Here is a 12,931-nt window from a genome sequence, read left to right on the forward strand (position 1 = left end):
TCCTTAGCCCGCGTTCGGGACGATGACGGGTTTGATGCAGTTATCCAGCTTGGCGGAGAAGATGTGGTATCCCTCGGCGATATGTTCCAGCGGGATGCGGTGCGTGATGATGTCGCTGGGCTTGAGGTAGCCGTTCCGGATGTGCTCGAGCAGCCGGGGCCACTGGCGTTTCACCGGGGCCTGGTTCATCCGCAGCGTCAGCCCCTTGTTGAACGCGTCGCCGAACTTCACCGCGCTGAACATGGGACCGTAGGCGCCCATGACGGAAACGGTGCCGCCCTTCCGCACCGAGTCGATGGCCCAGTTCAGCGCGATGGGCGAGCCGCCCTGCAGTTTCAGCTTGGCCGACGTGACGTGCTGGAGGAAGTTGCCGTCCGACTCCGCCCCCACGGCGTCGATCACCACGTCCGCGCCGAGGTAGTCGGTGGTCTTTTTCATGTGTACGACGACGTCGTCATGCTCGGCGAAGTTGACCGTCTCGGCCTGGGCAAAAGTTTTCGCCTTCTCCAGCCGGTAGTCCAAGTGGTCGATCACGATGACCCGCCCGGCGCCCATCAGCCAGGCCGACTTGGCCGCGAACAGACCCACCGGTCCGGCGCCGAAGACCGCCACGGTGTCGCCCTCCGCAATGTCGCCGAGCTGGGCACCGAAGTAGCCGGTGGCCAGCGCATCGGTCATCAGCAGGGCATCCTCGTCGTCGAGCCCTTCGGGGATAATGGAGGGCCCGACGTCAGCGAAGGGCACGCGCACAAACTCGGCCTGGCCGCCGTCGTACCCGCCGCAGGTATGGGAGTAGCCGTAGATTCCGCCCACGGCGGTGGCGTTCGGGTTGACGTTGTGGCAGTTGGAGTAGAGGCCGCGGGCACAGAAATAGCAGGATCCGCAGTACACGTTGAAGGGCACCATCACCCGGTCCCCGGCCTTGAGGTTCTGTACCGATGGGCCCACCTGCTCCACCTCGCCGATGAACTCGTGCCCGAATGTCATCCCCACCCGGGTGTCCGGCATCATGCCGTGGTAGAGGTGCAGGTCCGACCCGCAAATCGCCGCCCGCTGGACCCGCACGATCGCATCGTTTGGATGCTCGATCGCGGGCATGTCCTTCTCTTCGACGCGGACCTTATACGGGCCGCGGTACACCATCGCTTTCACTATCGCCGCCTAGGAGTGGGTTGCCGGTGACGGCAGGCCCTGCGGCAGATTCCCTCTGCCCGGCCTGCATGCCCTAAATACTAAGCATGCTTGCCTCTTGCCGTCGAGGCTTGAGGGGCCGAGGGGCGGGTGCGGCCGTCAACAGGTGAGGAGCCGGGGTTTGCGGTTCGCAGACAGGCGGGCGACTGGACGAGGGATGGGGAGCGCGGCCAACGCCCGTCGAAGGCTACGTCTACGAATGTCGTAAGCCGCCGGTCAGCGACTTAGGGCCCGGCAGCCACCTGCCGGTCGCGCAGGCAATCTGGGCGCCAACATCCTTGACGCGGTCGGCTTTGACCAACTCGCCGCCGAAGCGGACGCGATCATCGTGGGCGAAGGCCAGTTGGACTCGCAGACCGGACAGGGCAAGATCATCTCCGCCATCCTGGCCCGCAACCTTGGCAAGCCGGTGCATGCGGTGGTGGGCTCGGTCAGCCCGGATCTGGGCAGCTACTCGGAGAACTTCGCCAGCATCGTTGTTGCTTCTGACTCGGATGCCATGCGCGTGGCCCGAGCGGCATCGGCTTCGTGAACTTCGGCGCCATCGACCTGCTCGAGGTCAGGGACACCATCCGCACCACAGGCAAGGGCGCGAGAGGGTTCAACCTCTTCGATGGGTCGCTGCGCGAGGCCCGCTTCGCCTCGATCGAAACTACCGGCGACGGGTCGGTCGGCGTCCAGGTCAGTAAGCCGCTCGGATCCCTCAGTATCTCCGGTGACGTGACCACGACCGGGGGAGCGGGTATGAGTCTGGTCAAGGGAGTCCAGCTGCCGCTCAAGGCCGTCGCGCTGAGCATCAAGGCCGGCGGCAAGGTGGAGCGCATCGAGGTCGGCGGGAAGCTGGCCACGCAGGGCGATAACGTCACCACCCTCGAAGTCGAAGGAGAGCTCTCAGCGCTCCGGGTAGCGGGCTGGATCCATGCGGCCGGGCGCGGCTCGGATGCCGCCCGGGTGGCTGGCGGGCCGCTCGACGCTACGGATGCCGCCCATGGTGAAGTCATCCGTCTTCAGCTGCGGCGTTCAGGGGCCGCAGTCTCTGGAGGCGTGGAACGTGGGAGGTGTTCCTTAATTGGTTCCCGAGTCTTCCCACTTATACGTGAGGTCAAGGCGAGCACCAGCAGCAGCAGGACCGCATTGCCTGCGACGCCGACCCAACTGCTCCACCCACCCCAGCCCTCGGGGAGCGGACCCGTGAGCCGCAGCAGCGTAGGCTCGCCCTCACGGAGCAGATAGGCACCGGCATTCCATCCGGCGTGCAGTCCCAGCCCCAGCCACAACGAGCCGGTGCGCACGTAGGCGATGGCGAAGGCCAGCCCCGCCAACACCAGGTGCAGCGCGTACGGACCGCTCGCCAGTTCCTGCCACCGAGGGGCATGGAAGAGCACGAACACCCCGGTGGAAACGACGACCGCCGTCCGGATGGGCACGGACCGGGGCAACAGAGTGAAGACTGCCCCGCGGAAGACAACCTCCTCGGAGAATGCCTGGTATCCGGCGACGAGCAGGGCGGTCGCCACGACGAGGGGCACATCGGCGCCGTGCACTCCGGCCGCGAGTCCGCCCCCGCCCAGCCAACGGACGCTGAAAACGGCCAGATAGGTCAGCGAACCGGCAGCGAAACCGGTCAGAAGCAGGCGGCCCGCGGGGCGGGCCAGGGACAACCCCCACGAGGACCGGCGGTCCGGTGGTGTCCGCCGGACCGCCCAACACAACACGGCAATGAAAAGCACCACCCCGGCAACCGTTGCGGCCGGGCCGCCCGCCAGGCCTGCGAGCATCCACGGGGCCCACTGCGTGACGGCCAGCGCCGCGAAGAGGATGAGGCGTTGCACGCTGCCGGTCTCCGTTCGAATCGTCCTGCTGCGGTGCAGCCGCCGACCTGCGCATTTGAGGTTCCGAAGGGGACGGGTCTGCTTGACTGTTGGTGCTTGTTCTCACCGAGGGGAGGGCCGGTGCCTGGGCGGGACGGCGGGGTGTCCGTCCTTGCCTGGGCAGTGGGAAGGCAGAGGTGGAAGCCTGCCTGGAACGGTGCCGCTGAACCGTACCGCTGGCGAGATCGGCGGTACGGTCATTCCGGCAAAGAGTCATGACGGATGGTGCATTTTTTCAACCTTAGTACACCGGCAGCATCGGCTACGCGAAGGCATGCCCGGTCCCGAGACGGACTCCCGCCCATGTTCACTCTTTCAAACTTTGCACGCCGCGAAGACACGGGCGGGGCAGTGGCGCAGACGCACCGGCTTCACGGGTGGGGGGAGCGGTCGCGGGCCGGGTGGTTCACGCCGGCTACGAAAGAATTGCGGAAGGAGCGTGCTGGGGCAGCCGGCGCCTGTCAGGCGCAGGTCGTTGGCTTCGCCGGCCTCCAGCCGATGGTTGGGTTGTATCCGCCAAGCCGGCGGTCACGCGGGCGACGGTACCTGGGCGGGGGCTGGGTTGGCCAAGCGGCGCAGTTTGGGGATGGGGATGCGGTAATTGAGCGCGACGGCGGTGCCGGTGCCGTCCGGGTGCGTCCAGCGCATGAGCGCGGGGCCGCCGTCGGGGCCGCCTTCAAGGTACTCGGGTACGCCCTCGAGGGGGAGGTGGCCGATGGCTTTGAGGCTGAGCCCGAACTGCTCGGTCCAGAAGTAGGGGTTGAAGTTGAGTTCGGGGGCGTCGTCGCCGTTGAGCAGGGCGAGGGCGGCGGCTTTGCTTTGCTCGATGGCGCTGGTCCAGAGCGGGATCCGGGCGATGCCGCGGGAGGTGGGGAAGGCGGCCACGTCGCCGGCGGCAACGATGTCCGGGCGCAGGCGGCCATGGCTGTCGACTTCCAGCCGGCCGCCGGTCAGGAGTCCGCTGTCCGCCAGCCACTCGGTGTTCGGGATGTCGCCAATGGCGCTGACCACCAGGTCGGCGGCAAGCGTGGAACCGTCCGCCAGCTCCACCGACGGATGCCCGTCCGCTTCGCTCAGGCCCACGGCCCGGGACGGGGCGAGCTTGAGTCCGTGGCTCAGGCCGGCGCCGAGGAAGACCTCGGAAAGATAAGGGCCCAGTTGCTGGGACATCGGCTGGTGGTGCGAGGCGAGCGTGACGTCGCAGCCCACGGCCAGGCAGCCGGAGGCGACCTCCATGCCGAGGGCGCCGCCGCCGACGACTACAACCGCCGGCCGGTCGGCGATTCGACGCCGCAGTTCCAGTGCGTCCTCCAGCGTGCGCAGGGTCAGCTCATGCTTGCGGGCGGCCGGGTCGGCGCCGGCCAGGCGGCGTGCCCGTGATCCGCTGGCGATGACCAGACCGTCGTACGGAAGGATGCTGCCGTCGTCGAGCACTACGGTTTTGAGGTCCGGGTCCAGCTGCAGGGCCCGGCGGCCCAGGAGTTCGCGGGCCTCGTGGGTGGAAGCGGGCAGCTGGTGGGAGGTCATCTCCTCCGCGTCCAGCAGCGCTGCCTTGGAGAGCGCCGGCCGGCTGTAGGGTGCGTGGTGCTCGTCGCCGACAATGGTCAGCTCGCCGTCGAACCCCGCGGCGCGCAGGGAGTCGCTGGCCGTCAGGCCGGCAATGCCGTTGCCGACGACGACGATGCGTTCCAGCTGCACGGTCACGCCAAGCGGAGCGCGGCGACGGGGCAGACCCGGGCGGCTTGCTTGGCCGCCTCGAGCTGGTCCTCGTTGACGTGCACCACGTCCAGCACCAGTTCGCCTTCATCGTCCAGGTGCATCAGCTGCGGTGCGACTTCCTCGCACAGTCCGTGCCCTTCGCAGCGCGGCCGATCCAGGATGATTTCCATTGTGTCCTCCACTCGAATCTGTGTGGCTTGCTTCACAAACCGGGTTATTGAAAGCTTGGCAGCCCCGCTAGTGTTCGGCAAATGAATAGTTTTCATCCGTGGTGTGCATCGTGTGAATAGATGGCTAGACTGGTGAGACAGCGCCGGATGTGCCCGCGCTCACCCCTAAGGAGGTGGCGATGTCCTCACTCGATCTGTCGGCGGATCCCAGGCCGGAGACTGCGATGGATGCGGATCTGGCGCGGCTGGCCTCCATTGACCTGAACCTGCTGGTGCCGCTGCTGGCGCTGCTGGAGGAGCGGTCCGTCACCAAGGCCGCCGGCAAGGTGGGGCTGTCCCAGCCGGCGATGAGCCACGGGCTGAACCGGACCCGGCGCCTGCTCAACGACGAACTTCTGGTCCGCCAGGGCCGGGGGATGGTGCTCACGCCGCGCGCCGCGGAACTGATCGCACCGCTGCGGCAGGCGCTGCACCAGGCGGCGCGGATTGTCAGCGCCTCTTCCTTCGACCCCGCTGTTGATACCCGGCTGATTACGGTGGCGATGACCAACAGCACCGCCTTCGTGATCGGCAGCGAACTCAGCCGGCTGTTGGCGGAACGAGCGCCGAACACCGTGCTGCAACTCCGCACCACCAGCGTGGCCACCAGTGCGCCGTTTGTGGAAGACGCGGCCGACGTGGTGCTGTTGCCCGAGGCGTTTCCCTCGCCCCATCCCCGGGAGCGCCTGTACGACGACCGGTGGGTGGTGGTGGCGTCGTGGAACGAGCCCCGGGACGCCGACGCCCTGCAGCTGCTGGAGCAGGTGCCCCATGTGTTTCCCGACTCGCCCTCCGAGCGGCTGCGCCCGTACGAAATCCTGGACGAGAAGAGCATCCCCTACCGGGTGCGCCAGCGGGTGTCCGACCACCTGTTCGTGCCGCACCTGATCGCCCAGTCCGGCCGCGGCGTGGCGATCCACCGGTACCAGGTGGGGCTGGAGTTCGAGGGCCGATTCGACCTGCGGGTGGAGGAGTTCCCGTTCCCGGTGGAGCCGCTGGGCATCGACATGGTCTGGAACCCGTGGCTTGCCGACGGCGCCTTCAAGACCTGGCTGCGGGAAATCTTGCTCGAGGCGGCCGAGCCGCTGCGGGCCCGGTACCGGTTACCCAGCTAGCCCCTTCCGTCCCCGGGGCGCACGGACAACGACGACGGCGGTGCCCACCCGGGTGCGCAGAAACGGACGACGGCGATGCCCGCCAGGCGAGCACCGCCGTCGTAATCTCTGTGGGGTTAGCGCGTGGTTAAGGGCAGCACCAGCCGGGACTGGTGCTCGGCGTCGCGGTAGATCTTGTGCGTGACCGGGCGGCCCACCGGCAGGTGGAAGGCATCCGGCGGGAGCAGCGCGTTGTGCTCGTCTGCCAGCGGTTCGGCGTTGGACAGTTCCACGGTCAGCTTGTGGCCCGGCTTGAACGTGTTGGCGAACGGGTAGAGGCGCACCACGTACTCCTCGATGGTACCCGGTTCCACCGGCACGGAGCGGGTGTGCGGGTGGTACGGGTTGCCCTCGGTGGTCCGCTGCTCGTCCAGCTCGCGGTGCGAGGCCTTGAGGTAGCCGCTGGTGATCAGCTGGCGCTTGCCGTTGGGGGCGTAGTCCCAGAGGCGCAGGATGAAGTTGGTGTCCGGCTGGTCGATCTCGGCGAAGATGTGCGCGGCGCCGGTGCCGATCATTTCCGTGGCCTCTTCGAAGGTGTCGGTGCTCCAGTTGATGATCTGGACCTTGTCCGTCACCGTCAGCGGGGCCTGGTAGAAGCCGTCCGGGGCAGCGTACTCGGCGCCCATCAGCTCCGGCTCGGTGGAGAGCTTGTGGCGCGGGCGCAGGTACAGGGACTTGTACTCGATCTCCTTCGGCGGCCACGCCTCGGCGGTCACCACTTCGCGGGAGCCCTCGACGAAGACGCTCACCGCGGGCTCGTCCATCACGCCGTTGTCGATGCCCTTGATCCAATAGTCGTACCAGCGGAACATCTTGTCGTGTTCCTCGATGAACGGGCGCGACTGCATGGGCGGGTAGGGGCCGATGTCCAGCTTCTTGGGGCCCTTGAGCGCGTTGTAGAGCTCGATGGTGCCGTCCAGGGTCCAGCCGCGGCCCTGGTCCAACTGCAGCCAGACCGGGATGTCGATGTTCGGCGCCAGCGTGATCGGGTTGCGCTCCTCGTACCACTCCCCGTCCAGCTCGTTCATCACGATGTCGAACCAGGCCTCGTGGTTCTTCGGGTAGTTCAGCACGTGCACCAGGTTGGGCCAGGCGGCCACGTCCGGATCCTGCAGGCGCTGGGCGACGAGCTTCTTCAGTTCCTCGGGGGAGTACTTTTCGATCATCCGGGACTTCACGCCGTCGGTGAAGGCCCAGCCGGAGTCGCCGCCGCGGCCTTCGCGGGCGGCCCGCGGCATGAACCACATGACGCCGCCGTGGTAGGTGGTCTCGTAGAAGTCGTAGTGGCCGCCGGAGACGAAGATGGCCTTCAGATGCGGCGGGCGCTCGGCCGCGGCCAGCACCTGCATGGAGCCGAAGTAGGAGATGCCCACCATGCCGACGTTGCCGTCGCACCACGGCTGCTCGGCGACCCACTCGATGAAGTCGTAGGCATCCTGGCCCAGCGAGACGCCGCCGGCGTTGTAGTTGCCGATGTGCTCGCCGCCGGAATCGCCGGAACCGCGCAAGTCGCCGATGACGTGGACGTAGTCTTCCTTGACGATGCGGGCGATGTCACCGGCCTCGATGCAGCCGTCCCACATGGGGCTGGGGCGGCGCTGCGGCGGGGTGGTCAGCGCCAGCGCCTGCAGCTCCTTGCCGTAGGGGCTCAGCGCGACGAGCGCCGGGCGCGGCTTCTCGTCGATGCCCTGGTAGGCGTCCGCGGCGAGCTCAACGCCGTCGCGCATCGGGATCCGCAGGTCCTTGCGGATGGCGATCTTTTCCCCACCGGCATTCCACGTCGTGAAATCAGTCATGTGTGCAACTCCTTGTCAGCGGCCGAGTGCCCTCAAGACTCTTCGGGCGGGCATTCGCTCTAATCATATTATTATAATAAACTGGTTGTGGGCAAGGCCATATGCCTAGGGCACCCGGTTCACGGCCCACAATGGTTGAGAACCACAGCCGGTTTCGGAGTTGAGGAGATCAAGTTGACTAACGAAGTAAAGGTCCATCCGCTGGTGTCGCCGTGGGGGCGGTTCGGTCTCTACAGCTTCTTCATCGACGCCCCCGAGCCGGCTATTGTGGACACCGGGATCGCCTCGTCCCCGGTAGAGGGCATGATCCCCGAGCTCGAGAAGCTGGGGCGGCGGATCGAGGACGTGCGCTGGATCCTGCTGACCCACGGCCACATCGACCATTTGGGCGGGGCCCAGGCGCTGTGGGAGCTGACCGGACGCAAGGCCCAAGTAGTGATCCACGACGGCGACGCTCCGCTGCTGCGCTCCCGACGGGCACACGTGGACAACTACGTCCAGGTGCGCCAGCAGTACCTGGACAACCCGAATGCCGTCGAGGAGCAGACCCAGGCGGCCGAAAAGGTCATCTCCGGCGAGATGGAGCCGACGCTGCTAGTCAAAGGCGGTGAGAAGCTGGACCTCGGCGGCGGTGTGACCGTTTCCGTGCACCACATTCCCGGCCACACCGCCGGCTCGGTGGCCTATGTGATCGACGGGCAGAACGACGTCTTCGTGGGCGACGCGGTGCAGGCCCACGGTGCAGCCAACGGTTTCCCGGGCTACGAGGAGCCGGCCGCCTACCGGAAGAGCCTGGAGTACCTGCGCGATGAGGTCCGGCCCAACCGCCTCTTCCTGGGCCACCCGTACCGCGACGCGAACGGTGAGCCCTACGAGATCGGCCTCGACGCCGAGCGCGCCCGGGAGGCTCTGCAGTTCAGCATCGATCTGGAATCCCGCATCGCCGGCGCCGCCCTGGACTGCCTGCAGGCCGGGCTGCAGACAACCGACTCCGCGTACTCGCCGTTCCAGCCGGTGGCCGAAGCGATCGGCTACACCGGGAATCCGGCGCTGGAGCCCTCTCCGTTCTTCACCACCCTGCACGGCTACCGCCGGGAGTTCGAAGCGGCCCGCTGACCGTGTGGGTGCGGGGGATCCTGCTCCAGCTTCCACGCTCCGCCCCGCTCCCACCTCCCGCTCCCACGTCCCCACCTCCATCCAAAGCACTCCGCGGATATGGCCCCTTTTCACGTCGGTGAGGGGCCATATCCGCGGAGTCGTTTCGGCAGAGGGATGGCGATGAGGAGGGCGACGGCGGCGCCCACGACGGCGCGACGACGGTGCGACCACTGCGGGCGCGCACCCTTTGCGGGGCGCGCGCCGCTTTGGTGCGGCGCCCACAAGGGCGGGCACCGCCGTCGTACTTCTTATGGTCAGGAAGCGGAGGCTTTGGTTTCCTCTGGTGCAGCTTCGCCGCCCGCATCCTGGCGCTTCTTGGCGGCCAGCGGGACGAACAGGAACGCCAGCGCCGCGATGACGCCCGGAATGGCGAAGAACAGGAAGTTCATCTGCACCGGGAGGCTGAGCGTGAGCAGGATGCCGCCGAACGTCGGGCCGACAATGGCGCCCATCCGGCCGACGCCCGAAGCCAGGCCAATGGCCGTGGAGCGCATGAACGACGGGTAGTACTGGGACACGAAGGCGTAGGAAATGTTCTGCGCTCCCATGGTGGTGGCGCCGGTAATGGCCACCAGCACCAGCAGGATCGTCATGTTGTTGCCGAAGCCCAGCAGTGTCAGCGAGACCGCGGAGATCACGAACATGGGAACCAGCACCCGCTTCACGCCCCACTTGTCGGACAGCTTGCCCAACACCAGCGTGCCGATGATGGCGCCGACGTTGAGCACGATCATGAAGGTCAGGCTGGAGCCCAGCGGGTAGCCGGCCTCGACCATGAGTTTCGGCAGCCAGATGGTCAGGCCGTTGATCATCAACAGGCACATGAAGAAGGCCACCCAGATCATCAGCGTGCCAAGCGCCCGCCGGTTCTTGAACAGGGCGCCGACCGGGCTGCCCGCTTCCTGCTCCTGGATCCCGGTGAACTGGGTTCCGGCGGGGAGGTCCGCTGCGCTGTTCACCCTGGCCAGCACCGCGCGCAGGGCATCGAACTGCTTCTTTTCCAGCAGCGACTCCGGAGAGTCCACGAAGTACTTCACCATGAACGGCAGGAACAGCAGCGGCAGCACGGCCACCAGATAGACACTTTGCCAGCCGAACGCCGGCAGCAGGATCATGGCGACGAAGGCGGCCAGGATGCCGCCGACCGAGAAGAAGCACATCACGACGGCCACCAGGGTGTTGGCCCGGTTCTTCGGCGCATAGTCGGTCAGCATGGCGATCACGCTGGGCAGAATGCCGCCGATGCCCAGGCCGGCCAGCCCGCGGAGAACGGAAAAGACCACCGGCCCCGGAGCGACGGCGCAGAGGGCGGTGGCGGCGCTGAAGAGGATGATGCTGAGGATGAGCATCCGCTTGCGGCCGAACCGGTCGGCCAGGATGCCGAACAGAATGGCGCCGACCATCATGCCGACCAGCCCGTAGCTGCCGATGGCTCCTGCCTCGACCGGTCCCAGCGACCATTCCTGCATGAGGACGGGAAGGACGGAGCCGTAGACCACAAGGTCGTACATGTCGAAAGTGATGATGAAGCAAGCCCAGAACAACATGCCGGCGTGGAAGCGGCTGAAGCCGGCCTCGCTGACGAAGTCCTTGATGTTGATTGTTGGCATAGCGTTCGTTCCTGTATGGCCCGCGGGCGGGCGTGTGCAGATAAAGTGCCCGGACAGCAAACGGCGGCACCGTCCGAAGACGCGTGCCGCCGCTGACGTGCCGGAGGAGTCCCGAGCGGGCTTAGCCCTGGTTCAGGAACTCCGCTGTCTCCTGGAAGGCCCGGTAGAACTCCGGGATCCAGAAGAAGTTTTGGACGAAGCCGTGGTTGGCCCCTGCGTAGCGGCTGATCGTGGTGTCCACGCCGGCGTCCTGCAGGCGCTGGCCGTAGAGCTCGCCCTCGTCGCGCAGCGGATCGTACTCCGCGGTGATGACCAGGGCCTTCGGCAGGCCGGACAGGTCCTCGCGCTTGATCGGCGAGACCAACGGATCGGCCGGGTCCGCGCCGCTCTCGATGTAGAACGAGTTCCACGGTTTCAACGCCGGCGTCTCCAGGCCGTAGCCGGTGGCGTTCTCCCACAGCGAGTCGTAACGGTCCTCGTCGAAGTCCAGATCCACGGACGGGTAGTACAGGACCTGGTGCGTGATCCGGTGGAAGCCCTCGTCGTGCGCCATGGCCGTTACGGCTGCCACGAAGTTGGCCCCGGAGCTGTCACCGGCTAGAGCCAGGTTCTTGCCGTCCCAAGCCAGGTCCCCGCCCTGCTCGGCGGCCCAGCGGACCACGCCGTAGCACTCCTGCAGGCTGGTAGGGAAGGGCGCCTCCGGAGCCAACTGGAAGCCCACGGAGATGACCTTGTGGCCGGTCTCCTTGGCCAGCGCACGCGCCACGTGGTCGTGCGTCTCCAGGCTGCCGGAGAAGAACGCGCCGCCGTGGAAGTACACCAGCAGGCCGTAGGACTCCGCCTCGGCCGGGGTGTAGATCCGCACCGGAACGTCGCCCGCCGGGGTGGCGGCAACCGTGTCCTCGACTGAGTGCAGCGGCAGCCGGTCTTCCGGCGGGGCGACGAACTGCAGGTCACCCGCGCGCTTGCCTTCCGGGTCCGGCCGCGTGCTGTGGTCGAACGGCGGCAGCGTGGCGAGGAGTTTGCCGATCTCGGGGTGGATGGTCACTCGACACCCGCTCCCTTCTCGAAGGACGTGGTCTCCGGGAAGGAGTCGCCGATGTCGAACGGCTTGCGGGAGATGTCCTGCAGCACGTCGGTGATCGGCTTGCGCTTGGCCTGGTAGGTGCGCAGGGCATCCTGCAGATCGGCGCCGTCCTTGATGGCGTCGGCCAGCCAGGCGGCGTCCTGCATGGCGGAGTTGGCGCCCTGGCCCTGGTGGTGCAGCATGGCGTGCGCGGCGTCGCCGACCAGGGCAACGCTGTTGGTGTGCCAGTTCGGCTGCTTGTCGATGTCGTAGACGCCGCGGTTGGTCATCGCGGCGATGTCCAGCTCCTGGCCGATCTTCTGCAGCCGCTCATCGAAGCCTTCCAGCAGCTGGCCGATGTACTCGTGCGTGACCTCCGGCGCCCAAGCGGTGTCATCGCTGGGGGCGGTGATGTCGAAGGACACCTGGTTGCGGTGGCGCAGCGGCAGGAAGTACACGGTGGTGCCGTTCTGGCCCACGTAGACCCGGAAGTTATCGTTCTCCACCAGGCCGTAGGCGTCATCGGCGGAGATGACCGCACGCATGGCGATGGTGTGGCTGAACACCGGCTGGACCTCGCCGAAGATCTGGTTGCGGACGCTGGAGCGGATGCCGTCGGCGCCCAGCACCAGATCCGCCGTGACCTCGACGCCGTTCTCGAACTTCACGGTGGCGGAGTCGCCGTTGTCGGTGACGGTGATCATCTTGTGGCCGATGTGCACGCGCTCGGCCGGCAGCAGCCGCAGCAGGGTCTCGATGACGTCCCCGCGGTGCACCATGCGGCAGTGGTTGACCTGCTCGTACTCATTGATGCCCGGCCACGGATCGCGGGCGATCAGTTCGCCGTTGGCTTGGTAGACCTCGATGGCGTCGGAGGGCGCGGAGACCTTGGCGAACTCTTCGAACACGCCCCACTTGCGCAGCACCTCGACCGTCGGCGGGCGCAGGCCGATGCCGGCCCCGACTTCGCCAAGCTCGGGGGCCTGCTCGTAGACGTGCACGTCGGCGCCGAGCTGGAGCAGGGCCAGGGCGGCGGAAGCGCCGGCGTAGCCGCCACCAATGACGGCGACCTTCAGGTTCTGGATGTCGGAAGTCTTCATGATTCTGTTCCTTCGCTGGACGCCGCGCGGGCGACCTCGGGCTGAAATGGTTGGTGG

Annotated in this window: 11 protein-coding genes; 3 read left to right on the plus strand and 8 right to left on the minus strand. The window is 67.0% G+C overall.

All coding sequences use genetic code 11. The features are described 5' to 3' along the window. Positions 1 to 3 precede the first annotated feature (3 nt). The gene (locus AC5RWX_RS08315) at positions 4 to 1,152 is read right to left on the minus strand and encodes a zinc-dependent alcohol dehydrogenase (RefSeq protein WP_494097258.1); all 1,149 of its coding nucleotides are present in this window, start codon (positions 1,150 to 1,152) and stop codon (positions 4 to 6) included. A gap of 313 nt (positions 1,153 to 1,465) precedes the next feature. On the opposite strand from AC5RWX_RS08315, the gene AC5RWX_RS08320 reads away from it, so the two are divergent. Beyond that, the gene (locus AC5RWX_RS08320) at positions 1,466 to 1,723 is read left to right on the plus strand and encodes a glycerate kinase (protein ID WP_493964496.1); all 258 of its coding nucleotides are present in this window, start codon (positions 1,466 to 1,468) and stop codon (positions 1,721 to 1,723) included. A 475-nt stretch (positions 1,724 to 2,198) separates the two neighbouring features. Here the strand turns inward: AC5RWX_RS08320 and AC5RWX_RS08325 are convergent, their stop codons facing one another. From AC5RWX_RS08325 to AC5RWX_RS08335, 3 genes are all read right to left on the minus strand, one after another. Beyond that, the gene (locus AC5RWX_RS08325; RefSeq protein WP_493964418.1) at positions 2,199 to 3,023 is read right to left on the minus strand and encodes a CPBP family intramembrane glutamic endopeptidase; all 825 of its coding nucleotides are present in this window, start codon (positions 3,021 to 3,023) and stop codon (positions 2,199 to 2,201) included. 567 nt (positions 3,024 to 3,590) lie between these two features. Then, positions 3,591 to 4,760 carry an NAD(P)/FAD-dependent oxidoreductase gene (locus tag AC5RWX_RS08330; RefSeq protein WP_494097259.1) on the minus strand — a complete coding sequence of 390 codons (1,170 nt, stop codon included), beginning with the start codon at positions 4,758 to 4,760 and terminating at the stop codon, positions 3,591 to 3,593. A gap of 2 nt (positions 4,761 to 4,762) precedes the next feature. Continuing rightward, a complete protein-coding gene (locus AC5RWX_RS08335) occupies positions 4,763 to 4,951 on the minus strand; it encodes a ferredoxin (protein WP_494097260.1) in 189 nt (62 codons plus the stop codon). A gap of 179 nt (positions 4,952 to 5,130) precedes the next feature. Here AC5RWX_RS08335 and AC5RWX_RS08340 point away from each other — a divergent pair, with 179 nt between their 5' ends. Next, positions 5,131 to 6,105 (plus strand): LysR family transcriptional regulator, encoded by a 975-nt coding sequence (locus AC5RWX_RS08340; RefSeq protein WP_494097261.1) that lies wholly within the window; start codon positions 5,131 to 5,133, stop codon positions 6,103 to 6,105. Positions 6,106 to 6,221: 116 nt separating this feature from the next. Here the strand turns inward: AC5RWX_RS08340 and AC5RWX_RS08345 are convergent, their stop codons facing one another. Then, the gene (locus tag AC5RWX_RS08345) at positions 6,222 to 7,940 is read right to left on the minus strand and encodes a CocE/NonD family hydrolase (protein ID WP_494097262.1); all 1,719 of its coding nucleotides are present in this window, start codon (positions 7,938 to 7,940) and stop codon (positions 6,222 to 6,224) included. Positions 7,941 to 8,114: 174 nt separating this feature from the next. Between AC5RWX_RS08345 and AC5RWX_RS08350 the strand changes: the two genes are divergently transcribed. Then, on the plus strand, positions 8,115 to 9,056 hold the full coding sequence (locus AC5RWX_RS08350) for an MBL fold metallo-hydrolase (protein ID WP_494097263.1): 942 nt from the start codon (positions 8,115 to 8,117) through the stop codon (positions 9,054 to 9,056). A 296-nt stretch (positions 9,057 to 9,352) separates the two neighbouring features. Here AC5RWX_RS08350 and AC5RWX_RS08355 read toward each other — a convergent pair whose 3' ends face one another. From AC5RWX_RS08355 to AC5RWX_RS08365, 3 genes are all read right to left on the minus strand, one after another. Further along, complete coding sequence (locus tag AC5RWX_RS08355; protein WP_494062716.1) at positions 9,353 to 10,708, minus strand: MFS transporter; 1,356 nt, start codon at positions 10,706 to 10,708, stop codon at positions 9,353 to 9,355. Between the two features lie 121 nt (positions 10,709 to 10,829). After that, a complete protein-coding gene (locus AC5RWX_RS08360; protein WP_494062717.1) occupies positions 10,830 to 11,756 on the minus strand; it encodes an alpha/beta hydrolase in 927 nt (308 codons plus the stop codon). Beyond that, on the minus strand, positions 11,753 to 12,874 hold the full coding sequence (locus tag AC5RWX_RS08365; RefSeq protein WP_494062718.1) for an FAD-dependent oxidoreductase: 1,122 nt from the start codon (positions 12,872 to 12,874) through the stop codon (positions 11,753 to 11,755). The genes AC5RWX_RS08360 and AC5RWX_RS08365 overlap by 4 nt, the downstream gene beginning before the upstream one ends. Positions 12,875 to 12,931: the final 57 nt, after the last annotated feature.

It is taken from the genome of Arthrobacter sp. SPT-J7, assembly GCF_059089965.1.